Origin of the sequence: Streptomyces sp. NPDC048142 (genome assembly GCF_043202835.1) — a bacterium.
Classification (GTDB): Bacteria; Actinomycetota; Actinomycetes; order Streptomycetales; family Streptomycetaceae; genus Streptomyces.
This window is the reverse complement of record NZ_JBIDBC010000017.1, coordinates 38,445-60,812: the sequence shown is the minus strand read 5'-3', so window position 1 is coordinate 60,812 and position 22,368 is coordinate 38,445. Positions and strand designations below refer to the sequence as shown.

Below are 22,368 nucleotides of genomic sequence, written 5' to 3'. Positions count from 1 at the left end.
TCGCGGGCCGGCCGGGCGAAGAGCGACGGCGTCTCCCTTTCGGCGGGGCGCCCGGGTAGGTTCGCCCTCATGCACACAGGGCAACTTCTGGGCTCGGGACGCACCGCCGACGTGTACGCACTCGACGGCTCCTGGGTCCTTCGCCGTTACCGGGACCGCACCGACACCACTCGGGAGCTGGCCGTGATGTCGTACGTCGGCGCCTTCGGGTTCCCGGTGCCGCGCATCGGTCCGCCCGCCGAGGGGGCCCGCCCCACCGACCTGGTGCTCCAGCGGCTGACCGGCCCGACCCTGGCCGAGGCCCTGCTGGCGGGGCGGCTGGGGGCGGCCGAGGCGGGCGCGCTGCTCGCCCGTCTGCTGCGCGAACTCCACGCCATACCGCCCCGGGTCTCGGCGGACCCGGAGGACCGCGTGCTCCACCTGGACCTGCATCCGGAGAACGTGATGCTGACGGAGAGGGGCGCGGTGGTGATCGACTGGTCCACCGCGACGGAGGGCCCGTCCGGCCTCGACCGGGCGATGTCGGCGCTGACCCTGGCCCGGCTCGCGCTCGACCCGGCGTTCCCGGCCGGGGCGAAGGTCCGAACGCTCCTGACGGCGCTCCTGGCGGAACTCTCCGACGACGGCGGCGCGTCGGCCGCCGATCTGGCCCTGGCCCGCACCCGCCAGCGGGCGAACCCGTACCTGAGCGACCGTGAACGGGGCTGCCTGGACCGGGCGGTGGACCTGGTGATCGGCTGCGCCCCGTAGTCCGTAAAAGCCCCGTGGCCCGTAGGAACCCGTGGTCCGTAGGAACCCGTAGCCCGTCCGTAGGAGCCGTAGTCCGTAGGAGGCGTCCTGGAGCGGCGCGTCGAGCCCCTCCGGCGGAACCGAACCCTCCGGCGGTCGAGGAGCGGGAGGCCGGGGCGGCACCCCGGCCGGATGAGCTCAGCGCCGGCCGGATGAGCTCAGCGCCGGCCGCGCTTCGCGTCCCGCAGGCGCCGCAGCCGGTTCACCGTGACCGGGTCCTCGCGCAGCGCCCGCTCGTCCTCGATCAGCGCGTTCAGCAGCTGGTAGTAGCGGACCGGCGAGATCCCGAGCTCCTCGCGGATCGCCCGCTCCTTCGCCCCGGGCCCCGCCCAGGGCCGCCGCTCCAGGGCCAGCAGCGCCCGGTCCCGGGCCGACAGCTCGTCGGCAGCGGGCGGCGCGGGCGCGGCCTCGGGATCGTGGTGTCCGTGGTCGGGGGCGGTCATATCAACCAACCTAACGCCCACCCCCGACACCGCGTCCGCGGCCTGCGGCAGCTACTCGGCGGCCTCCGCCTGCGCCGCCTCGGTGGCTATCTCCCCGAGGACGCTCTCGGGGTTGCTGCCCGGTGCGACCGCGCTGCCGATGTTCTTCTTGATCGCGTCGCTGACCGTGGCCCAGGACGTCTTGCCGAACGGGGGCAGGGTCGAGTTGGGGAGCGCGGCCAGGAACTCGTGCAGCTTCTTGTGCTTCTTGTCGGCCTCCATCGCGGCGGAGGCGCTGCCGGTCACCGGGAGCAGGTCGTACTCCTCGGCGAACTCCAGCACGTTCGCGTCGGAGTAGGCGTAGTCGAGGAACTCGCCGATCTCCTTGCGGTGGCCGTTCTCCTTGAAGCCCATCATCCAGTCGGCGACGCCCATGGAGCCCGTGGTCGGGCCGTCGAAGCCGGGCAGCGGCACCATGCCGACCTCGACGCCCTTGGCCTCGGCCTCGTTCATCAGGGTGGGGTGACCGTTGAGCATGCCGACGTTGCCCGCGGCGAACTCCTCGAACGCCTTCGCCCGGTCCAGCTTGCCCGGCTCGACCGGGCCGGTGAGGCCCTTGCCGACCAGGTCGTTCCGCAGCCAGCGGAACGTGGCGATGTTCTCGGCCGAGTCGATGTCGTACGCGCCGACGTCGTCCGTGTAGCCGCCGCCACCGCTGAGCAGCCACATCAGGGTCTCGGCCTGGGCCTCCTCCTGGCCGAGCGGCAGGGCGAAGGGGAACTCGACGCCCTTCGCCTTGAGCGCGGTGGCGTCGTCGCGGATGTCGTCCCAGGTCCTGGGGGCGTCCAGGCCCGCCTGGTCGAAGAGCTTCTGGTTGTAGAAGAGCAGCCGGGTGCTGGCGACGAAGGGCATCCCGTACAGCGTGCCGTTGATCTTGCCCGCGTCGGTGAGCGAGGGGAGGAAGTTCGCCGCGGTGCGGATCGCGAGCGTCTCGTCGGCGGTGTAGAGCTTGCCCGCCTTGGCGTAGTCCGCGTACGCGCCGATCTGGGCGATGTCCGGGGCGTTGCCGGCCTTGACCATCTCGGCGACCTCGCGGTCGACGTCCTTCCAGTGGAGGACGGTGACGTCGACCCTGATGCCGGGGTGCTCCTTCTCGAAGCCCGACGCGACCCCGCTCCAGTACTTCTCGGAGCTGTTCTCCGGCCCGGTGCCGTAGTCGGCGGCCACCAGCTTGAGCGTGACGTCGCCCGAGTCGGTGTCACCGCCGCAGCCCGACAACGTTGCCGTCATTCCCAGCGCGGCCACCACCGCGGTCAGACCCAAAAAGCGCCGCTGCACAGCCTCGCCCATCCTCATTGATCGCCTGCTCACGGACGGTGCGCACGGCGTCGGCCGACGGCCTCTGCTCGGCCGCGGCAGTGCCGCCCTGTCCTGGACACCGTCCGGATGAACTGCGATTTTCCCCCATGGCCGACGCGGAGGTCTACTCCACCGGCGTATCGCTTCGGCAACGTATACGGGCCCGGGAGGCCACAACTGGCTTACGGGTACTGGCAGTCGGGGCCCCCGAGCCGTATCTTGGTCCAGACCTTTGGTCGGGGTTCCTTCGATCCGGACTCCCCATGGGCGACTTTCCGGCCGAAAAGCCCTCACCTTCGCCTGTTCATCATTTTGTATGGGTGCGCAACAAACTGCGCTAGTGGACTAGACCTATTGGGGGTCGGGGGGCGAAACTGTCTCCCGTGAGACATGTCATCGCCCTCGATGTGGGCGGCACCGGAATGAAGGCCGCGCTGGTCGGGACCGACGGCACCCTCCTCCACGAGGCGCGGCGGGCCACCGGCCGGGAGCGCGGCGCCGACGCGGTCGTCGAGTCGATCCTCGCGTTCGCGGCGGATCTGCGCGCCCACGGCGAGGAGCACCTCGGCGAGAGCGCCGTCGCCGCCGGGGTCGCCGTGCCCGGCATCGTCGACGCCGAGAAGGGAATCGCGGTGTACGCCGCGAACCTGGGCTGGCGCGACGTACCGCTGCGTGCCCTGCTGCGCGAACGGCTCGGCGTCCCGGTCGCCCTCGGCCACGACGTACGCACCGGCGGGCTCGCCGAGGGGCGGATCGGGGCCGGGCGGGACTCGGACCGCTTCCTGTTCGTCCCGCTGGGCACCGGGATCGCCGGGGCCATCGGCATCGCGGGCGCCATCGAGTCGGGCGCGCACGGGAACGCCGGCGAGATCGGCCACATCGTGGTCCGCCCGGACGGCCCCGACTGCGGCTGCGGCCAGCGCGGCTGCCTGGAGACGCTGGCCTCCGCCGCCGCGGTGACCCGGGCCTGGGCCGCCGCGTCCGGGGACCCCGGGGCGGACGCCGCTGACTGCGCGAAGGCCGTCGAGTCGGGCGACCCGGCGGCGGTCCGGGTCTGGCAGGACGCGATCGACGCGCTCGCCGCCGGACTCGTCACCGCGCTCACCCTCCTCGACCCCGGCACGCTCATCATCGGTGGCGGTCTCGCCGAAGCCGGGGAAACCTTGTTCACACCACTGCGTGCGGCCGTCGAGGAACGCGTCACGTTCCAGAAGCTGCCCCACATCGTCCCGGCGGCCCTCGGGGACACCGCCGGATGCCTGGGCGCGGGGCTGCTCGCCTGGGATCTACTCTCCACGGAGGTTTCCGCCTGATGGCCGGACGCGCAGCAGACAGCACCGTTCTCGCCGGCGCCCGGGTGGTGCTCCCCACCGGCACCGTCGAGGACGGCCGGGTGACCGTCGAGGGCTCCCGGATCTCCGGTACCGCACCGGAGGGCGCCCGGACCATCGACCTCACGGGCCACTGGGTGGTCCCCGGTTTCGTGGACATGCACAACCACGGCGGCGGCGGGGCCTCCTTCACCTCCGGCACCGTGGACGAGGTCCTCACCGGCATCCGTACGCACCGCGAGCACGGCACCACCACGATGGTCGCCTCCACGGTCACCGGTGAGATGGACTTCCTCGCCCGGCGCGCGGGCGTCCTGTCCGAGCTGGTCGAGCAGGGCGACCTGGCCGGGATCCACTTCGAGGGCCCCTTCATCTCACCGTGCCGCAAGGGCGCCCACAGCGAGGAGCTGCTGCGCGCCCCGGACCCGGCCGAGGTCCGCAAGCTGCTGGACGCGGCGCGCGGCACCGCCCGGATGGTCACCCTCGCCACCGAGCTGCCCGGCGGCATCGACTCCGTACGGCTGCTCGCCGAGCACGGGGTCATCGCCGCGATCGGCCACACGGACGCGACGTACGGGCAGACCGTGGAGGCCATCGGCGCGGGCGCGACCGTCGCCACGCATCTGTTCAACGCGATGCCGCCGCTCGCCCACCGCGAGCCCGGCCCGATCGCCGCTCTGCTGGAGGACGACCGGATCACCGTCGAGCTGATCAACGACGGCACGCATCTGCACCCGGCCGTCCTGGAGCTGGCCTACCGCCACAAGGGCGCGGGCCGCGTCGCGCTGATCACCGACGCGATGGACGCCGCCGGCTTCGGCGACGGGGAGTACCAGCTCGGCCCGCTCGCGGTCGAGGTCACCGACGGGGTGGCCCGGCTGGTGGAGGGCGGCTCGATCGCCGGTTCCACGCTCACCCTGGACACCGCGTTCCGCCGGGCCGTCACGCTCGACAGGATCCCGGTCGAGGACGTCGTCCGGTCCATCTCCGCCAACCCCGCGCGGCTGCTCGGCGTCGACGACCGGGTCGGCTCGCTGGAGCCGGGCAAGGACGCCGACCTGGTGGTCCTCGACGAGGACTTCGTCCTCAAGGGCGTCATGCGCCGGGGCGAGTGGATCATCGAGCCGAAGACGGTCTGAGGCCGGACGCCCGAAGACGGTCCGAGGCCGGCCGCCGGGCCGCGCGGCAGCACGTAACGAAGCGATGGCGGTCGGCCCGCGGGACTGGGCCGACCGCCACCCCTTTGACATGATCATCAGAGTCGTGTGCCGGAAGCGGGCACGCGCCGCCGGGTCATGGACCGAGGGAAGGACCGGCAGGTGATCCTGACCGTCACTCTGAACACCGCGCTCGACGTGACGTACACCGTCGACGCACTCGTCCCGCACGGCAGCCACCGGGTCGGCGAGGTCACCGAACGCCCCGGCGGCAAGGGCCTCAACGTCGCCCGGGTGCTCGGCGCGCTCGGCCACGAAAGCGTGGTCACCGGCTTCGCCGGCGGGGCCACCGGAGGCGTCCTGCGCGATCTCCTCGCCCCGCTCCCGCCGCGCGACGCGCTCGTGCCGGTGGCCGGGAACACCCGCCGCACCCTGGCGATCACCGACCGCTCCACCGGCGACACCACCCAGCTCAACGAGCCCGGACCGCAGGTGAGCCCCGCCGAGTGGGCCGCCTTCCTGCGGACGTACGAGGAGCTGGTCGCCGGGGCCGAGGCGGTCGCGCTCTGCGGCAGCCTGCCGCCCGGCATCCATGTCGGGGCGTACGCGGAACTGGTCCGGATCGCCCGCGCCGCCGCCGTGCCCGTGCTCCTGGACACCAGCGGCGAACCGCTGCGCCGGGGCATCGCCGCCCGCCCCGACCTGGTCAAGCCGAACGCCGAGGAGCTGGCCCAGCTGACCGGCTCCCGCGAACCGCTGCGCGCGGCGGGCGACACCCGCCGGCGCGGGGCCCACGCCGTGATCGCGTCGCTCGGCCCGAAGGGCGTGCTCGCGCTCACCCCGGACGGCGTCTGGCGGGCCGCCCCGCCCGCGCCCGTGCGCGGCAACCCGACCGGCGCGGGCGACTCGGCGGTGGCCGGACTGCTGTCCGCCCTGGCCGAGGGCCTGCCCTGGCCGGAGCGCCTGGCCCGTGCGGTGGCCCTGTCGACGGCGACCGTGCTGGCCCCGGCGGCCGGCGAGTTCGACGCGGCGGCCTACGCGGAGCTGCTGCCGCGCGTCACGGTGGAGCCGCACACGCCGACGCCCTGACCACCACGGGGGCGGTCAGGGCGTCGGGGGTCCGGGGCCAGGGATTGCGGGGCAGCCCTAGCTCTTGATGTGACCGGACTTCAGCTCCAGCTGGTCGAGATTGGCGTCGCACGCGTCGCCCGTCTCGCACGACAGCTTGAGGGTGTTGGAGCCCTTGTCGAGCTGGACGTACGCGTACGTGTTCGTCCAGCCCTTCTCCAGATCGCCCTCGGCTGCGTTCGCGAAGTTCTTCATGTTGATGGAGCGGGGATCCTGCGCGTTGACCGTCAGGGTCGTCTTCGCGTCCTTGCCGGGCACGCCGTACGTCACGTACAGGGTGTACGCGCCGGCCTCGGGAACCTCGACCGTCCAGGTGGCCGAGCGGCCGACCTCGTTCAGGTTGATGTAGTTGCCGTTGGCGCCCTTGGCGCCCTCGACCGTGGAGTCCAGGGCCGCCGTGCCGCCCAGCGTCAGCGTCGCCGCGTCCTGCTTCGGCAGCTCGACCGGCTTCGGGGTCTCCTCGGGCTTCGTCTCCGGCTTCTTCGACTCCTCGACCTGGCCGGCGGAGCCCTGCGCGGAGGACGCCTCGTCCTTCTTGTCGTCCTTGTCGCCGTCGTCGCCCGTGAGCAGGGCGGCGCCGATGCCGACGAGGACGACCGCGACCACGGCGACCGCCGCGATCAGGAGCGCCTTCGTGTTCGGACCGCCGCGGCCCGGACCGCCGCCATGACCGCCCTGCGGCGGATACTGCCCGTCGGACGCGCCACCGGGGTACGTCTCGGGGGCCGCGTACTGCGGGTTCGGCCGGTTGTACTGCTGTGCGGGCTGGCCGTACTGCTGTGCGGGCTGCTGGCCGTAACCCTGCTGGGGCGGGTAGCCGTACCCGCCCTGCTGCGGCGGCACCTGCTGCTGGCCGTACTGGCGCTCGCCGACGGCACGCACCTGGTTGTAGGACGTTCTGGGCACGCCCGGCTGCGCGGCCGGACCCGGGTAGCCGTAACCGCCCTGGCCGGGCGGCTGGGCGCCTGCCGCCTGTCCGTCCGCGTACAGATAGCCGAACGGATCGTCGTCCTCGGGCTTGCTCGCGCCGTTGTTTCCGGCCGTCATCCCTGGGTCACTCCTCACCATGTCGCCAGCCGTCGCCGACCGGCCGAGCCTACCTCGAACGGAGCAGGCCCCGAATTGCGCTCACCGGCCGGGGAAGCCTGCGGGGAACGGGTCGGGGTGGTGAGAGAAACGGTTCGTGAACGTCATCCGGCCCTGCGGTGAACCTTCGACCGGGACCGCTTTTCCACGTACATCCGCTGGTCGGCGGAGCGCAGGACCTCTTCCACGGTCATTCCGCACTCGGCCCAGCCGATGCCGAAGCTCGCCCCGACGCGGACCGCCCGACCGTCGACCCTTATGGGCGGAATGATGGCATTTCTCAGACGAACGGCCAGGTCAGCGGCGTCCGCCGCCCCGAGGCCGTCGGCGAGGACGACGAATTCGTCACCCCCGAGCCGGGCGACGGTGTCACCGTCGCGCACACAGGTGCTCAGCCGCCGGGCGACCTCGATGAGCACGGTGTCGCCGGTGTGGTGCCCGAAGCGGTCATTGATGGACTTGAAGCCGTCGAGGTCGCAGAAGAGGACCGCGAGCCCCTTCGTCCCGTCGTCGTGCTCCGGATCCGGGGCCGCCGTGTGTACATGGTGGTCGAAGGGCCCGCCGCCGGGGATCGCCTCGCCCTCGTAGCCGTCGGCCCGGTAGCCATGGGTCAGGGACGACTCGACGTCTCCGTACGCCGCGTCCAGCGCCTCGATCGCGGTCGCGGCCGGGGAGTGCGGCCGCTCGCAGATCCGGGCGCTGAGCCGCGACCTCAGCTCGGCGCTGTTGGGCAGCCCGGTCAGCGCGTCGTGCGAGGCGCGGTGGGCGAGGTTCAGCTCGTGCCGCTTGCGCTCCTCTATGTCCTCGACGTGGGTGAGCAGGAAGCGCGGCCCGTCGGCGGCGTCGGCGACGACCGAGTTGCGCAGCGAGACCCACAGGTAGGTGCCGTCCCGGCGGCTCAGCCGCAGCTCGGCCCGGCCGCCCTCGGCGGAGGTGCGCAGCAGGGTGCCGATGTCCTCGGGGTGGACCAGGTCGGCGAAGGAGTAGCGGCGGAGCACGGAGGCGGGACGGCCGAGCAGCCGGCACAGGGCGTCGTTGGTGCGCAGCAGCCGGCCCTGCTGGTCGCCGCCCATCTCGGCGATGGCCATGCCGCTGGGCGCGTACTCGAAGGCCTGCCGGAAGGACTCCTCGCTGGCCCGCAGCGCCTGCTGCTCCCGCTCCAGGCGGACCAGGGCGCGCTGCATGTTGGACCGCAGGCGGGCGTTGCTGATCGCGATGGCGGCCTGGGAGGCGTACATCTGGAGCGCTTCGCGCCCCCACGCTCCGGGGCGGCGTCCGTTGCGCGGCCGGTCGACGGATATCACCCCGAGGAGATCCCGGTCGCCCCCGGAGGCGTACATCGGGGCGTAGAGCCGGTCCAGCGGGTGCCACTCGTCCTCGAACCGGGGCTCGGGCCCCTCGGTGTGCCACTGGGGTACGTCGTCGTCGAGGAGGACCCAGCCCTCGGTGTGCGGGATGAACCGGAGGTCGTCCCAGGCCTCGCCCATGGAGAGCCGGCGGTTCCAGGAGTCACGGGAGCCGACGCGTCCGGTGATCAGCGCCTCGGCGGCGGCGTTGCCCGCGAAGGCGGCGATGACGAGGTCGCCGTCCGGCCGGACCAGGTTGACGCAGCCGAGCTCGTAGCCGAGGCCCTCGACGATCCCGTCGGCCACGGCCTGCAGCGTGTCCGCCAGACTCCGCGCCGTATTGAGATCAGCGACGGCCTGATGCAGCTGCCGCATGGTCGCAAGGCGGACGTACGGTTCCGACTCGGCCTCCATCGCTCGCACTCCCCGAGACCTCGACAGCAACTCCAGGTTTCATATCGACGTACTTGTTGCACTGCCACGGCCACTGAATCACAGTGAGCTGTGCACCCGGTACACAGGGTCAGCAGAAAATGGACTCTGTGACTCAAGTCACAAGCGATGAATCAGGGGTTCCGGTGACTTATGGCGACGCCTGTCGTTCGGCGGTCACGGGAGGGACGGGTTCCCGTTGGATTCCCGTTGGGTGCGCCCGCGCACGCCGTCCTTCGGGAGTCCTGGGCCCGGCAGTCCCGGAGTCCTAGGACCGGCCTGGTCCCCTGGCCCGATGCGACCGCCCGGCCCCGGCGGTTAGCGTCGGGGTGTGCTCCAGACGAAACCTCCCACCCCGCGCCCCGAGCCCATCCCCCATGCTGAGGGAGTGAGCAACGACGAGTTCCGCGCCGCACTCGCGCGGCTGGCCGCCGGGGTGGTGCTGGTCACCGCCCAGGAGCCGCCCCTCGACGAGGACGGCCGGGGCGAGGACGTGGGCATGACGGCGACCGCTTTCATGTCCGTGTCCCTGGATCCGCCCCTGGTGACGGTGAGCCTGCGCAACGGCTCCCGGATGGACGACCTGCTGGACGAGCAGCCGCTGTGGGCGGTCTCCGTCCTGGCCGCGAGCCAGCGGCACATCGCGGGGCGGTTCGCCATGAAGGGCCGGATCAGCGACCGGCTGCTGTTCGAGGATGTCGCGTACGTACGGGGCGAGGTGACGCACGCACCGCTGATCGGCGGGGCACTGGCGACGCTGGAGTGCCGCACCGAGCAGCGCGTGGTGGCCGGGGACCACACCCTGGTGATCGGGCGGGTGCTCACGGCGGACCTGCCGAGCTCGGAGGGCGACCCGCTGACGTACTTCAAGGGGCGCTACCGCCAGTTGGGCTGACGGCTCGTCGTGTTGGGCCGACGATGCGTTGCGGCGGGCTGACGATACGTTGCGGGGCGGGTCGGGCCGGTCCGGGGGCTTCGGTTCCGGTTCCGATTCGGAGGGTGGGGGCCAGGTCCGGTCCGGAGGTTCCGGCTCCGGTTCCGCGTGCCTGGCGCCTACCAGTCGCGGCCCGAGCGCCCGCGCTTGGTGTCGCCGCGCTGCTTCTTCTCGCGCAGCCTGCGCTCGTTGATCCCGCGCGGGATCTTCCGCTTGATCCGGGGCTTGGGCGGCGGCGCCGTGGCCTCGGCCAGGAGGGCGGCGAGCCGCACGGAGGCCGTTTCGCGGTTGCGCCACTGGGAGCGGTGCTCGGAGGCCCGTACGGAGACCACACCGCCCACCAGCCTGTCCGCGAGCCGCTCCAGCGCCCGCGCCTTCCACACCTCGGGGAGCGCGTCGGTCGCCGCCAGGTCGAACCGCAGCTCCACCTGGGAGTCGCTGGTGTTGACGTGCTGACCGCCCGGCCCGGAGGACCGCGAGAAACGCCACATGAGCTCGGCCTCCGGGAGGGAGACCGAGCCGCGGATGACATAGGGCCCGGACATGACACCCATGGTCTCTTCCCCGCGCCCTGTTCGTCACCTTCTTTTGCACGCGGGGCCTCTTGGGGGCGAAGTTCGGCAAAGAAAGTAAAGCGACCAGGAACCTCGTGGTCTGCTGCTTGCGTTATGACGGATGACGGTAGCTTCGTGATGGCACGAAGCCCGCACACGACGAGGAAAGGGACTTCCCATGGCAGTAAGCCTGTCCAAGGGCGGCAACGTCTCGCTCACCAAGGAGGCACCGGGCCTTACCGCCGTCACGGTCGGCCTCGGCTGGGACGTCCGCACCACCACCGGCACCGACTTCGACCTCGATGCCTCGGCGATCGCGGTCACCCCGGAGGGGAAGGTCGTCTCCGACGGCCACTTCGTCTTCTTCAACAACAAGTCGACGCCGGACCAGACCATCGTGCACACCGGTGACAACGTCACGGGTGAGGGCGAGGGCGACGACGAGCAGATCAACGTCAACCTGGCGGGTCTGCCGGCCGATGTGGACAAGATCGTCTTCCCGGTCTCCATCTACGACGCCGAGAACCGCAGCCAGAACTTCGGCCAGGTCCGCAACGCGTTCATCCGCATCCTCAACCAGGCCGGCGGCGCGGAGATCGCCCGCTACGACCTGAGCGAGGACGCCGCCACCGAGACCGCCATGGTCTTCGGCGAGCTCTACCGCAACGGCGCCGAGTGGAAGTTCCGCGCGGTCGGCCAGGGGTACGCCTCCGGCCTGACCGGCATCGCCCGCGACTTCGGCGTCAACCTCTGACCCGAGCGCGTATCTGCTCCACCTGCTTCACCTGCTTCACGGGAGCCCCCGGCCGCCTTCGCGGCCGGGGGCTCCGCCGTGTGCGCAAAGAACGCGGGGGCGATTCACCCGGTCGATCCCAGATCTTGGCGCGACGTCGCCCGGGAGACGTCTCCCGGGAGGGGATTGAGGAGCCGCCCGCCTCGGGGGAAGAACGGACGGCTCCAGCTCAGAGGATGGCAATACCGAGGGGCCGGTTGCCCGCGTTCAGGCGAACCGGCTCGCTCTTCTCGTCGTCCAGGTCGACGACCGTGATCCCGTTCCAGTAGCCGTCGCGGGTGAAGCCGCCGGTGACGTACGCCGTGCGGCCGTCCTTCGACACCGCCACGTCCTCGTGCGGCCCGTCCAGCGGGACGACCCGTTCCTCGCCGTCGGGGGTGCGGACGGTGAGCGAGGGGTACTCGTCGTCCGAGCCGATCGGGCCGGTGCCGACGACGAGGAGAGTGCCGTCGGGGGCGAGGGCCGCGCCGTGCTGGTGGGTGTTCGCGGTCATCCGCTCGATGGTCACCTCCCCGGTGCGCGGGTCGAGAACCGCGAGCCGCTCCCCCTCGAAGGGCAGCAGCAGCTTGCCGTCGTCGGGGCGTACGACGGCGTAGTGCGGCTTCAGCCAGGAGCCGAGCCCGCCCTCCGTGCCGTACGGGGCGACTTCCATGCGCCGGGTCTTGAGTGTGTCCGCGTCCACCGCCGTGACGTCGAAGGAGTCGTGACCGGTGGCGTACACCGCTCGGCCGTCCGGCGACACGTCCACGTCGAAGGGGCGCATGCCGACCGGCGCGGTGCCGGTGACCTCGCGGGTCGCGGTGTCGATGACCTCGACCGTGCCGTCGCCGCCGGGCACGTTGACCCCGACGTAGACGTGATCCCCGTCCGGGGCCAGGGCGATGCCCATGCCGCCGCCCCGGTACTCGCCGGTGGTGACCGGGCCGGACTCCGTCTCGTACGGGACGAGCGCGAGCCGGGTCCGCTTCTGTGTGTCGACGACCGCGACACCCTCGGCGGTGGCGACCCAGGCCCGCCCGTCCTCGCCGACGACGAGACCGTAGGGCGCGGTGCCGACCTCCACCGAGGCGATGGGCGCCCCGCCCTGCCCGGAACCGTCCCGTCCGGGGTCGACGAACGTCACGGTGTCACTGCCGAAGTCGGCGACGAGGAGCGTGCCTTCGGGGGTGCGGCCGGTGGAGGCGCGGGAGGGGCCGGCGGTCGCGACGGCACCGGTCGCGGCGGACGCGGCGGACGCGTCCGGGGTGCCCGGTGCCGACTCCGTCGTACCGGTCGCGCACCCGGCGAGCAGGCCGGCGGCGACGAGGGTGAGGGTGAGGCGACGGGCGCGGGAGGCATTGGAGGCGCGGGGTCCACGGGACCCACGGGGCCAACGGGCGGGAGACGCTGCGGCGCCGGGGCCGCGCTCCCCGGTCACGCGGCGTCCCGCAGCAGGGCGGCCGGCTCGGCGAAGCCGCGTCGCTCGGCGTGGGCCAGGGGCGCCACCCCGTCGCCGTCGGGCAGGTCCCGCCTCGCCCCGGCCGCGAGCAGCAGCTCCACGACCTCCTGGTGCGCGAGGCCGCCGTCACCGAGGATCACCGCCTCCAGCAGGGCGGTCCAGCCGAGCCGGTTGACGTGGTCGACATCGGTGTCGGTGACCCGCAGCACCTCCCGTACGTAGGCGACATGGCCGCGTTCGCTGGCCGGGATGAGGGAGACGCCGCCGAACCGGTTGCGCAGGGTCACGTCAGGTCCGGCCGACAGCAGCACGTGCAGCATCGCGACGCTGCCGGTGACCCCGGTGGCCAGCCACGGGCTGTGCTCGCGCCGGTCCTGGGCGTTCGGGTCGGCCCCGGCGGCCACGAGCAGCCGGGCCGCTTCGACGTGGTCGCCGTGGACGGCGAGGAGCAGCGGCGTACGCAACTCCTCGTCGCGGACATCGACCCGTGCGCCGCCCTCGATCGCGGTGCGCACACCTTCGGTGTCGCCGGTGCGTGCGGCGGTGAGCAGGTCGTGATCGAGGGCGTTCATGGAGTGCTCCGTTCTCGGCTGCCTGTGCGGATATGACGACCGGGTGCGTCTGTACGGACGTTGACGACCGGTTACGTCTGTCCGACCTGGCTACCGGCTACATCCGTGCGTCCTGGCTACCGGCTGTGCCGGTGCGGACGTGTCCTGCCCGCTCCGTCCCGTTCGGCCTCCCGGGCGCCGGGGGCGGGGCGCCGGGGACAGGGACGACCGGCTGCGTCTACGCGGTCGTGACTACCGGGCGAGGGCGGCGACGCCCGCCCGCGCGAACTTCTCGTCGAGGTCGCCGCTGGGCGCGCCGGCCACGCCGATGCCCGCCACCGGGGCGCCCTTGACCTGCACCGGGGCGCCGCCGCCGAGGAACAGGGTGCCAGGGATGTCCTTCAGGTTCGGGGCCTGCTCCAGACGCTCGACCAGCTGGGAGGTGGGGGCGTTCCAGGAGACGGCGGTGTACGCCTTCTTCGCCGCGGACTCGGGGGACTGCGGGCCCGCGCCGTCGCCGCGCAGGGTGACGATGGTGTTGCCGTTGCGGTCGACGACCGCGACGGAGATCCGCTGGTTCTCCTTCTTCGCCGCGTCCAGCGTGGCCTGCGCGGCCTTGGTGGCGGCGGCCACGGTCAGGTGGGTGGTCTGCTGGAGGTTGCGGTTGCTCGTGTCGGCCTTGACCGCGGCGGCGGGGGCGGCGGCCGGGGAGGAGGCGCTCGCGGACATCGCGCCGAAGGTGCCCGCCCCGAGGGCGGCGACGACGACGGCGCCGGTGACGACACGGGTGCGCAGCGACAGCTTCTTCATAGTGGCTCCTTGGTGATCCGGGACAGCCCGGTGCGTCGGGGGGAGGGGGAGCGGCCCGGAGAGGTCCGGGCGTTTCGCTCTGGTATCGATCCTCCCGGCGGATCCGGCCCCCCACGGTCGACGTACCGGCTGGAAGCGGCGCGCGGTTCGGTCGACGCCCCCATCAGCCGATCGGTTGATGCGGGGGTGGCCGGACCGGGTCACCATGGAGGGATCTGTGCAGGTCAACTGGGTCGGGCGAGACGGAACACGAGGTACGAGGTGGACCACCGGAGCAATCCGCGGGCCCCGGAGAGGGCCGGGCCGTCCGGCGACGCCCCCGGTCCGGGCCCCCGCTCGGGCCTCCGCGACGCCCCCGGCCCGTACCCCGGATCAGGCCTCCGCGGCGACTCCGGCCCGGCCCCCGGCACCGACGCCGGCTGGGGCCCCGACCCCGACGCCCGCTGGCTCGCGCTCCTCATGCACGCCGCGTTCTTCCTGCTGCTCGGCGCCTCGCTGACCCGGTTTCTGATGCGGCACCCCGGCGAGGCCCGCACCCCATGGATCATCGCCCTGTCGATCACCCTGGCGGTGCTGTACCTCCTGGGGCCCGTACTCGGCTCGCGCCCCACCCCGCGCCGGCTCGCCTGGCTCGGCGTGCTCGTCCTCGTATGGATGGTGCTGGTCGTCCTCGCGCCGAGCTTCGCGTGGTGCGCGGTGCCGCTGTTCTACACCGGACTTCGCATCCTGCCGCCGCGCGCGGCGCTCGCCCTGGTCGCCCTGCTCACCGCGTTCGTCGTGGCCGCACAACTGCGCCTGGCCACCGGGTTCGACCCGAACCTGGTCCTCGCCCCGCCCGCCGTGGCGGCCGTGGCGACCGCCGTCTTCGTCCATATGCAACGCCAGGCGGTACGTCAGCGGGAACTGGCCGCACGCCAGCGCGAGCTGATCGACGACCTGCTGCGGACCCGGCGCGAACTGGCGGCCACCGAGCGGCGCGAAGGGACCCTCGCCGAGCGGCAGCGGCTCTCCATGGAGATCCACGACACCCTGGCGCAGGGCCTGTCCAGCCAGCAGATGCTGCTCCAGGCGGCCGACCGCACCTGGAACGCCGACCCGGACGCCGCCCGCCGCCATGTGCGTACGGCCACGGGCATCGCGGAACGCAACCTCGCCGAGGCCCGCCGCTTCGTCCATGACCTGGCCCCGGCCGACCTGGCGGAGGGCGGCGGCCTGGAGGCGGCCCTGCACGCACTGGCGGCCCGCGAGACGGCCCAGGCGGCGGGCGCGCTCACCGTCCACTGCCACGTGGAGGGCACCCCGCACGCCCCCCTGCCGGACCGGGTGCAGTTCGCCCTGCTGCGCATCGCCCAGGGGGCCCTGGCCAATGTGCGGGAGCACGCCGACGCCACCGCCGCCGGGCTGACCCTGACGCACCTGGACGACCGGGTCGTCCTCGACATCGGCGACAACGGCCGCGGCTTCACCGCCGAGCCCGACGGCCCCCGCCCGGCCAACGGCGTACCAGGCGCGGACGGCACGGGCGACGCAAGTGACACAGACCGCGTACGCGGCGTACGAGGAGCAGGCGGCACAGGCGGTGTACGCCGCGTACGCGGGCACGGGCTTCCGGCGATCCGCGCCCGTGTGCGGCAGCTCGGCGGAACGCTCACGATCGAGTCGGCGCCGGGCGAGGGCACCGTGCTCTCGGCCGAGGTCCCCCTCACCGCGGCCCCGCTCCCCACCACCCCGGAGGCCCCCGCATGACCAGCCGGCCGACAGCTCCCGTACGGATCCTCCTCTGCGACGACCACGTGGTCGTCCGCGCCGGGCTGCTCGCCCTCCTCGGCAGCGAACCGGACATCGAGGTCGTCGGCGAGGCGGGCAGCGGCGAGCAGGCCGTGGTGCTCGCCGCCCGGCTCACCCCGGACGTCGTCCTGATGGACCTCCAGCTCGGCGAGGGCATCGACGGCGTCGAGGCGACCCGCCGCATCGCGGCCGACGGCACGGTGCACGTCCTGGTGCTGACCACGTACGACACCGACGCCGACATCACCCGGGCCATCGAGGCGGGGGCCACCGGCTACCTGCTGAAGGCGGAGCGCCCCGAGGAGCTGTTCGCCGCGATCCGGTCCGCCGCCCAGGGCCGCACCACGCTCTCGGCCCCCGTCGCCAGCCGGGTCATGGCCCGGATGCGCAGCCCCCGCCCCAGCCTCACCGACCGCGAACGCGACATCCTGGCCCAGCTCTCCCAGGGCCTCGGCAACCGCGACATCGCCCGTGCCCTGTTCATCAGCGAGGCCACGGTCAAGACCCACCTGGGCCGGATCTACGACAAGCTCGGCGTCGACACCCGCGCGGGCGCGGTGTCGGTCGCGAAGGAACAGCGGCTGCTGCCCTGAGCTGTCGCGCTCCGGCCGCCGCTGTCTCCGCTTCTGCTTCTGCTTCTGCTTCCGAGGGTCAGCTGTCGTCGAACACCGCGTCGGCAGTCGGTGCGGTGACAGCCCGCTCGAACCACACGTCGAGTACCGCGAGGTCCGTGCAGGCGGTGACGCGCTGCCGCGCCTCGTCCGGGACGGACACACCGCGCACCGCGAGGATCCGCAGAATGTCCTCGGCCCGGCCCTCTACGCGACCCTCTACGCGGCCTTCGTCGCGGAAGCTCTCGGCGACGAAGCCGCGGAAGTGACTGAGACCAGTGCCCATCAGGTTCCTCCAGATCTCACGGGCCGGGGAAAACGCCCAAGGCGCGGAAGGCACTCGCGAATAGGCCCGGATTCTCCTGAAAGATCCGATGATGGGCCTCGTGAGGCGAACTGAACCATACGCCGGAGGCCAGAGGCCGCCCCGCATATGCGTCCGGCACATCCGGCACACTCACTCGATCGTGTCAGGCCCACCCCCGGGCATGACACCATCGATCCGTGCTCGACATCGGCTACTCCCTCTCCCGTCGCTTCCCCGATCCCCCGCAGACCGACTACCGCCGCGCGGACGTCCGCGCGCTGCGGCACGATCTGTTCTCCGGTGACGTCTACCTCGCGGACACCAAAGCGGACCGCGAGGTGTCCACAGCCTGGGGATGGGTGCCGGTGCTCGACTTCGCGTGGGCGCTGTGCGACATCGTCGAGCAGATCGACCAGGATCCGCGCGGCAACCGCTCGCACCGGCAGCAGTACGCGGAGCTGGACTTCACCGAGTCCTCGGACCGGATGCTGTTCGAGCGGCGCTTCGGGTGGGTCGACGTCGAGGCGGACTGGATGCCCGGCGACGAGCCCCCGCTCACCTTCAGCCACTCCCTCCTGCGCCGCGAGGCCCGCGACTTCCTGCACGACCTGATCGCCGACCTGTCCGACATGCACGAGGGCCTCTCCGACAACCCCGTGATCTGGGACCTCCAGGCCCGCTTCCCCCGGATGTGACCACCGGCCGGCGCCCCGTGACCGCGCCGGGCGGCCTCACCCCTCCACCCGCACCCCGATCTGCGCCGCGAACGCCGGGGCCAGCTCCATCAGCTGCGACGGGCTGATCACCGCGCCCGCCAGCCGGTCCACGCCCCGGGCGATGTCCAGCTCGGCCACCGCGCGCAGGTCCACCGACTCCATCCGGACCCCGCTGAAGTCCGCCCGCTTCAGCACGCAGTCCCGGAACTCGACCCGGACCAGATGCGCGTCCCCGAAGTCCGGCTCGGAGAGCACGCAGCCCTCGAAGACGACGTCCTTCAGCCGGGCCTTGCGCAGATTCAGATAGTCGATCTTGCCGCCGCGCACCACCACCCGTTCCAGCACCGCTCCGTGCAGCTGCACCCCGCCCAGCCGTGCGTCCACCACCTCCACATCCCGCAGCGACGCCTCCGCGAGGTCCGTGCCCACGCCCCGTACGCCCGTCAGCACCGCGTCGATGAAGCGGGCCCGCGCCAGCTCCGTACGGTCCAGGCAGCAGTCGTCCAGGGCGCAGTCCATGAACCGGGCGCCCCGGCCCGAGGCGTCCGCCAGGTCCACCCCGTCGAACCGCACCCCGTCGTAGTCCCCGTCCGGCTCCAGGCCCTCGCCGTCGTAGGGAACGAGCGGCGGCAGCCGCACCTCCGGCCGCCGCGCCGCCGCGATCGCGTCCTTCTTGCCCTTGGCCGCCCCCGTCCCCCTGGCCGTCCCCGTCGCCCTGGTCGTGCCCCTCGCCCTGGCCGCCCCCGTCGTGCCCGTCGTCCTGCTCACCCTGCCCTCGCTCGCTGCCATGCCTCCATCGTGACGCACACCACTGACAACGCCCCGGCGACCGTGTCACGAGCCGCCGCCCCCGATCCGTCGCATCATCAAAGTTGCGAAGGAGATCCAGCCATGGAACAGATCCACGTCATCGGCGGCGGCCTCGCCGGGCTCACCGCCGCGATCACCGCAGCCGAATCCGGCGCCCGGGTCACCCTGCACGAGGGCCACCGCGTCCTCGGCGGCCGGGCCAGGACCACGGACGGGCCGTACCGCGCCAACGAAGGTCCGCACGCGCTGTACCGGCGCGGGCCGCACTGGACCTGGCTGGCCCGGCGCGGTCTTCTCGGTCCCGTCGTCCCCGTACCGCCCGTCGAAGGCCTCCGCTTCCGCTTCCGCCGCGCGGGAGCCGCCCGCAGGCTCCCGCCCGCCGCCCTGCCGCGACTCTCCCGCCGGGACCCCCACACGGCCCCGGTGGACGGCACCTTCCTGGACTGGGCCACCGGCCAGGTCGGCGAGGAGGGGGCGCGGGCCGCCGCGAACTTCGCCGCCACCGCGCTCTTCCACCACGACCCCGGGTCGCTCTCCGCCCGGTTCGTCCAGGAGCGCTTCCGCCGCCTGACCTCGCTCCCGCCGGAGGCCCGCTACCCGGTCGGCGGCTGGGCGCGGCTCATCGAACGGCTGGCCGCGCACGCCTGCGGCCTCGGGGCCGTCATCGAGACGGCCGCGCGCGTCGACAACCGGACGCTCGGCGAACTCGCCCGTACCGGACCGGTGATCGTCGCCACCTCCCTCCCTTCCGCCCGCGTCCTCCTCGACGACGCGTCCCTCACCTGGGAGAGCGGCCGTACGGTCCTGGTGGACCTGGCGGTACGCACCCGGCGCGGCGACGCGTCCGTCGTGTCGGACCTGGACGCGCCCGGCTGGCTGGAACGGTTCACCGCCCAGGACCCCGGTCTCGCCCCGGCCGGCGAACAGCTGCTCCAGGGCCAGTTCCCGATCGGCCCCGACGCGCGCAGGGCGGCAGGCACCGCCCGCGCCGAGGAGCTTCTCGACCTCGGCTTCCCCGGCTGGCGGGAGCGCACCACCTGGCGCAGCGAGGCCCTCGCCGAGGGCCGCACCGGGGCCGTCGACCGCCCCGGCACCACCTGGCGGGACCGGCCCTCCGTCGTCCGGGGCGACGGAATCTTCCTCGCGGGCGACCAGGTCGCCGCCCCCGGACTCCTCAGCGAGGTGTCCTTCACCAGCGGCCTCGAAGCCGCGATGCTCGCCATGAAGGCCGCCGGACAGCGCTCCGGCTCCGGGATCGGCCTCAACCGGACCTGAGGTACGAGGCCGGGGGCGCGGCCCCGGACCGGGACGCCAGGGACGCGACCGGGACGTCAGGAACACAACACGGCCGGGACGTCAGGCGTGGCCAGGACGCCAGGGATGTGGCCGGGTGCCAGGGACGTGACCGGGGCGTCAGGCGTGGCGGTCCCTCACCGCCCCAGCAACCGCCGCGCGATCTCCGCATGGTCCGGGGCGATCCGCCGCTCCCCGTCCCCGGCCGCCCACAGCCCGGACTGGAGCGCCCGCCCCAGCGTCCAGGCCCGCGCCCGCTCCCGGTCGCGCTCCAGGCCCAGCGCCTCCGTCAACGCGTCGAACCGCCACAGCACCTCCTCGGCGTCGAACAGGTTGCCCAGCGCCGGGAACAGCTCGAAGCCCGGGTCCCCCGCGAGCGGCTTCGGGTCGAGCGCCACCCACTCCCCCGCCCGCCCCGCGTCCGCGCGCCCGGCCAGGACGTTGTCGTAGTGCAGGTCCCAGTGCAACAGCCGGTCCCCCGGCTCCCCCGCGACCTCCCGCACCGCCGCCGCGCAGTCCACGAGCAGCCGCCGGTCCGCGTCATCGGCCAGCAGGCCCACCCGCTCCGGCACCGCCGCGAGCATCCGCTCCGCCACCTCGCCCAGCGTGCGCAGCCCCTCCGGCGCGGGCACCGCCACCAGCCGGGCCAGCACCGCACCCAGGGCCGTCACCGCCTCCCGCACATCGGCCTCGCCGGACAACGGCCGCCGCTCGTCCAGCCGTTCCAGCAGCAGTGCGCCGGTCCCGGGGTCATGGTCGAGCAGTTCCACCGCCCCGGCCCCCGCGGCCGACCACGCCCGCAGCGCGACCGGTTCGTCCACCGTCTCCTCGTTCACCGCCTGGAGCTTCAGGGCGGCGGGCCGCCCGTCCGCCTCCCGCACCACCGGCAGGACCAGCGCGCACATCCCGTACATCGACGCGCCGTCCGGCCGCAGCCCCCACCGCTCCAGGAAGCTCTCGGCGAGGTCCGGCAGGGCGGCGACGAAGGCCCGGCCCGCGTCTCCGTCGAAGGCGGACTGAGCAGCGATCAGTTCGTCCGGGATGTCGATCACACCACCGATCCTAGGAACCTACGTCAAACGGATTCACGCCCCGCCAGCCCCGCCCGCCCTGCCTACCTCGCCGGCCCCCCGCGCAGTAACGTCCCGCCACACGTACGCTCGGCATCTCACCGGACAGGGACACCAGGGGCATCATGAGCACCGTCAGTACCGTCGTCGGCGGCATATCGTTCTGGTACGCGCAGGAGGGCACCCCCGCCCCGCGCGAACCCCTCCCCGGCGACACGAGCGTCGACGTCTGCATCGTCGGCGGCGGCTACACCGGCCTCTGGACGGCGTACTACCTGAAGAAGGCCGTCCCCTTCCTCAACATCACCGTCCTGGAAGCCAAGTTCTGCGGTTACGGGGCCTCCGGCCGTAACGGCGGCTGGCTGTACAACGGCATCGCGGGGCGCGACCGTTACGCCGAACTGCACGGCCACGACGCCGCCGTACGGCTCCAGAAGGCGATGAACGAGACGGTCGGCGAGGTCGTCCGGACCGCCGCCGAGGAGAAGATCGACGCCGACATCCACCAGGGAGGCGTCCTGGAGGTGGCCCACACCCCCTCCCAACTCGCCCGCCTCAAGGACTTCCACAGCGTCGAGATCGCCTTCGGGGAGACCGACCGGGTCCTGCGCGGCGCCCGCGAGACGGCCGAGCGCGTCCATGTGACCGGGGCCGTCGGCTCCACCTGGACCCCGCACGGCGCCCGGCTGCACCCGGCCAAGCTGGTCAAGGGCCTCGCGGACGCGGTCGAGGCGCTCGGCGTCACCATCCACGAATCGACGCCGGTCACCGAGATCAAGCCCAAGCACGCGGTGACGCCGTACGGCACGGTCCGCGCCCCGTACGTCCTGCGCTGCACCGAGGGCTTCACCGCGAGCCTCAAGGGCCAGAAGCGCACCTGGCTCCCGATGAACTCGTCCATGATCGCCACCGAGCCGCTCCCCGCCCGGATCTGGGACACGATCGGGTGGGAGGGCCGCGAAACCCTCGGCGACATGGCCCACGCCTACTTCTACGCCCAGCGCACCGCGGACGACCGCATCGCGCTCGGCGGGCGCGGCCACCCGTACCGCTTCGGCTCGGCCACCGACAACGACGGCCGCACCCGGCCCGCCACCGTGGCCGCCCTGCGCGACCTGATGGTCAAGCTCTTCCCGACCACGGCGGGCGTCCACGTCGACCACGCCTGGTCCGGCGTCCTCGGCGTCCCGCGCGACTGGTGCGCCACGGTCACCCTGGACCGCTCCACGGGCCTGGGCTGGGCGGGCGGTTACGTCGGCTCCGGCGTCGCCACCGCCAACCTCGCCGCCCGCACCCTGCGCGACCTGATCCAGCAGGACTCCGGCCAGGCGGGCCCGACGGATCTCACCGCCCTGCCCTGGGTGAACCACCGCGTGCGCCGCTGGGAGCCGGAACCCTTCCGCTGGCTCGGCGTCCACGCCATGTACGCGGCCTACCGCACCGCCGACCGCCGGGAGACGGCCTCGCCCCGCCCCGGCACGGACCCCATCGCCAGGGCGGCGGACCGCATCGCGGGCCGCCACTGAGCCGCGCGGGCACGGAAGTCGACGCGGGGCGCGGAGGTCCGCGGGGGCACGGAAGTCCGCGCGGGCCCGGGTCCGGCGTCAGTCGCGGGGCCGGGGCCGCCCGTCGAGACAGCGCGT

At 73.0% G+C, this 22,368-nt stretch carries 22 protein-coding genes; 11 read left to right on the top strand and 11 right to left on the bottom strand.

The window, feature by feature from the left end; all coding sequences use genetic code 11:
• The first annotated feature begins 69 nt into the window (after window positions 1-69).
• Window positions 70-750 (top strand): phosphotransferase, encoded by a 681-nt coding sequence (locus tag ACGF2Y_RS21690; protein WP_392949853.1) that lies wholly within the window; start codon window positions 70-72, stop codon window positions 748-750.
• A gap of 197 nt (window positions 751-947) precedes the next feature.
• Here ACGF2Y_RS21690 and ACGF2Y_RS21685 read toward each other — a convergent pair whose 3' ends face one another.
• Both ACGF2Y_RS21685 and ACGF2Y_RS21680 read right to left on the bottom strand, forming a co-directional pair.
• Window positions 948-1,232, bottom strand: a complete 285-nt coding sequence (locus ACGF2Y_RS21685; RefSeq protein ID WP_392949851.1) for a DUF3263 domain-containing protein — start codon at window positions 1,230-1,232, stop codon at window positions 948-950.
• Between the two features lie 51 nt (window positions 1,233-1,283).
• Window positions 1,284-2,561, bottom strand: a complete 1,278-nt coding sequence (locus tag ACGF2Y_RS21680; protein ID WP_392949848.1) for an ABC transporter substrate-binding protein — start codon at window positions 2,559-2,561, stop codon at window positions 1,284-1,286.
• Between the two features lie 431 nt (window positions 2,562-2,992).
• On the opposite strand from ACGF2Y_RS21680, the gene ACGF2Y_RS21675 reads away from it, so the two are divergent.
• From ACGF2Y_RS21675 to ACGF2Y_RS21665, 3 genes are all read left to right on the top strand, one after another.
• A complete protein-coding gene (locus tag ACGF2Y_RS21675; protein ID WP_392950031.1) occupies window positions 2,993-3,883 on the top strand; it encodes an ROK family protein in 891 nt (296 codons plus the stop codon).
• Window positions 3,883-5,040, top strand: coding sequence for an N-acetylglucosamine-6-phosphate deacetylase (nagA, locus tag ACGF2Y_RS21670; RefSeq protein WP_392949846.1), 1,158 nt, complete (start codon window positions 3,883-3,885; stop codon window positions 5,038-5,040). The genes ACGF2Y_RS21675 and nagA overlap by 1 nt, the downstream gene beginning before the upstream one ends.
• 180 nt (window positions 5,041-5,220) lie before the next feature.
• A complete protein-coding gene (locus tag ACGF2Y_RS21665) occupies window positions 5,221-6,147 on the top strand; it encodes a 1-phosphofructokinase family hexose kinase (protein ID WP_392949843.1) in 927 nt (308 codons plus the stop codon).
• A 57-nt stretch (window positions 6,148-6,204) separates the two neighbouring features.
• Here the strand turns inward: ACGF2Y_RS21665 and ACGF2Y_RS21660 are convergent, their stop codons facing one another.
• Window positions 6,205-7,233 (bottom strand): carbohydrate-binding protein, encoded by a 1,029-nt coding sequence (locus ACGF2Y_RS21660; protein WP_392949840.1) that lies wholly within the window; start codon window positions 7,231-7,233, stop codon window positions 6,205-6,207.
• Between the two features lie 143 nt (window positions 7,234-7,376).
• Window positions 7,377-9,032, bottom strand: coding sequence for a diguanylate cyclase CdgB (gene cdgB / locus ACGF2Y_RS21655; RefSeq protein ID WP_392949837.1), 1,656 nt, complete (start codon window positions 9,030-9,032; stop codon window positions 7,377-7,379).
• A 406-nt stretch (window positions 9,033-9,438) separates the two neighbouring features.
• Here cdgB and ACGF2Y_RS21650 point away from each other — a divergent pair, with 406 nt between their 5' ends.
• Window positions 9,439-9,945: a flavin reductase family protein gene (locus ACGF2Y_RS21650; protein ID WP_392949834.1), complete on the top strand. Its 507-nt coding sequence runs from the start codon at window positions 9,439-9,441 to the stop codon at window positions 9,943-9,945.
• 158 nt (window positions 9,946-10,103) lie between these two features.
• Here ACGF2Y_RS21650 and arfB read toward each other — a convergent pair whose 3' ends face one another.
• Window positions 10,104-10,538 (bottom strand): alternative ribosome rescue aminoacyl-tRNA hydrolase ArfB, encoded by a 435-nt coding sequence (arfB, locus tag ACGF2Y_RS21645; RefSeq protein WP_392949832.1) that lies wholly within the window; start codon window positions 10,536-10,538, stop codon window positions 10,104-10,106.
• Window positions 10,539-10,716: 178 nt separating this feature from the next.
• Here arfB and ACGF2Y_RS21640 point away from each other — a divergent pair, with 178 nt between their 5' ends.
• The gene (locus tag ACGF2Y_RS21640; protein ID WP_392949831.1) at window positions 10,717-11,292 is read left to right on the top strand and encodes a TerD family protein; all 576 of its coding nucleotides are present in this window, start codon (window positions 10,717-10,719) and stop codon (window positions 11,290-11,292) included.
• Window positions 11,293-11,500: 208 nt separating this feature from the next.
• Here ACGF2Y_RS21640 and ACGF2Y_RS21635 read toward each other — a convergent pair whose 3' ends face one another.
• From ACGF2Y_RS21635 to ACGF2Y_RS21625, 3 genes are all read right to left on the bottom strand, one after another.
• Window positions 11,501-12,748, bottom strand: coding sequence for a YncE family protein (locus tag ACGF2Y_RS21635; protein ID WP_392949828.1), 1,248 nt, complete (start codon window positions 12,746-12,748; stop codon window positions 11,501-11,503).
• Window positions 12,745-13,341 (bottom strand): ankyrin repeat domain-containing protein, encoded by a 597-nt coding sequence (locus ACGF2Y_RS21630; protein WP_392949825.1) that lies wholly within the window; start codon window positions 13,339-13,341, stop codon window positions 12,745-12,747. Before ACGF2Y_RS21630 ends, ACGF2Y_RS21635 begins: the two co-directional genes overlap by 4 nt.
• A gap of 231 nt (window positions 13,342-13,572) precedes the next feature.
• On the bottom strand, window positions 13,573-14,130 hold the full coding sequence (locus tag ACGF2Y_RS21625) for a heme-binding protein (protein ID WP_392949823.1): 558 nt from the start codon (window positions 14,128-14,130) through the stop codon (window positions 13,573-13,575).
• A gap of 261 nt (window positions 14,131-14,391) precedes the next feature.
• Here ACGF2Y_RS21625 and ACGF2Y_RS21620 point away from each other — a divergent pair, with 261 nt between their 5' ends.
• Window positions 14,392-15,876, top strand: a complete 1,485-nt coding sequence (locus ACGF2Y_RS21620) for a sensor histidine kinase (RefSeq protein WP_392949820.1) — start codon at window positions 14,392-14,394, stop codon at window positions 15,874-15,876.
• Window positions 15,873-16,511 carry a response regulator gene (locus tag ACGF2Y_RS21615; RefSeq protein WP_392949817.1) on the top strand — a complete coding sequence of 213 codons (639 nt, stop codon included), beginning with the start codon at window positions 15,873-15,875 and terminating at the stop codon, window positions 16,509-16,511. The genes ACGF2Y_RS21620 and ACGF2Y_RS21615 overlap by 4 nt, the downstream gene beginning before the upstream one ends.
• A 58-nt stretch (window positions 16,512-16,569) precedes the next feature.
• Here ACGF2Y_RS21615 and ACGF2Y_RS21610 read toward each other — a convergent pair whose 3' ends face one another.
• Entirely contained in the window at window positions 16,570-16,815 is a 246-nt protein-coding gene (locus ACGF2Y_RS21610) for a hypothetical protein (protein WP_392949815.1), read from the bottom strand.
• A gap of 218 nt (window positions 16,816-17,033) precedes the next feature.
• Here ACGF2Y_RS21610 and ACGF2Y_RS21605 point away from each other — a divergent pair, with 218 nt between their 5' ends.
• Window positions 17,034-17,531, top strand: a complete 498-nt coding sequence (locus tag ACGF2Y_RS21605; protein ID WP_392949813.1) for a hypothetical protein — start codon at window positions 17,034-17,036, stop codon at window positions 17,529-17,531.
• A 36-nt stretch (window positions 17,532-17,567) separates the two neighbouring features.
• Here the strand turns inward: ACGF2Y_RS21605 and ACGF2Y_RS21600 are convergent, their stop codons facing one another.
• Window positions 17,568-18,341, bottom strand: a complete 774-nt coding sequence (locus ACGF2Y_RS21600; RefSeq protein ID WP_392949810.1) for a pentapeptide repeat-containing protein — start codon at window positions 18,339-18,341, stop codon at window positions 17,568-17,570.
• Between the two features lie 102 nt (window positions 18,342-18,443).
• On the opposite strand from ACGF2Y_RS21600, the gene ACGF2Y_RS21595 reads away from it, so the two are divergent.
• Window positions 18,444-19,637, top strand: coding sequence for an NAD(P)-binding protein (locus ACGF2Y_RS21595; protein ID WP_392949808.1), 1,194 nt, complete (start codon window positions 18,444-18,446; stop codon window positions 19,635-19,637).
• 155 nt (window positions 19,638-19,792) lie between these two features.
• Here ACGF2Y_RS21595 and ACGF2Y_RS21590 read toward each other — a convergent pair whose 3' ends face one another.
• Complete coding sequence (locus ACGF2Y_RS21590; RefSeq protein ID WP_392949806.1) at window positions 19,793-20,707, bottom strand: aminoglycoside phosphotransferase family protein; 915 nt, start codon at window positions 20,705-20,707, stop codon at window positions 19,793-19,795.
• 143 nt (window positions 20,708-20,850) lie between these two features.
• Here ACGF2Y_RS21590 and ACGF2Y_RS21585 point away from each other — a divergent pair, with 143 nt between their 5' ends.
• On the top strand, window positions 20,851-22,251 hold the full coding sequence (locus ACGF2Y_RS21585; RefSeq protein ID WP_392949803.1) for an NAD(P)/FAD-dependent oxidoreductase: 1,401 nt from the start codon (window positions 20,851-20,853) through the stop codon (window positions 22,249-22,251).
• Window positions 22,252-22,368: the final 117 nt, after the last annotated feature.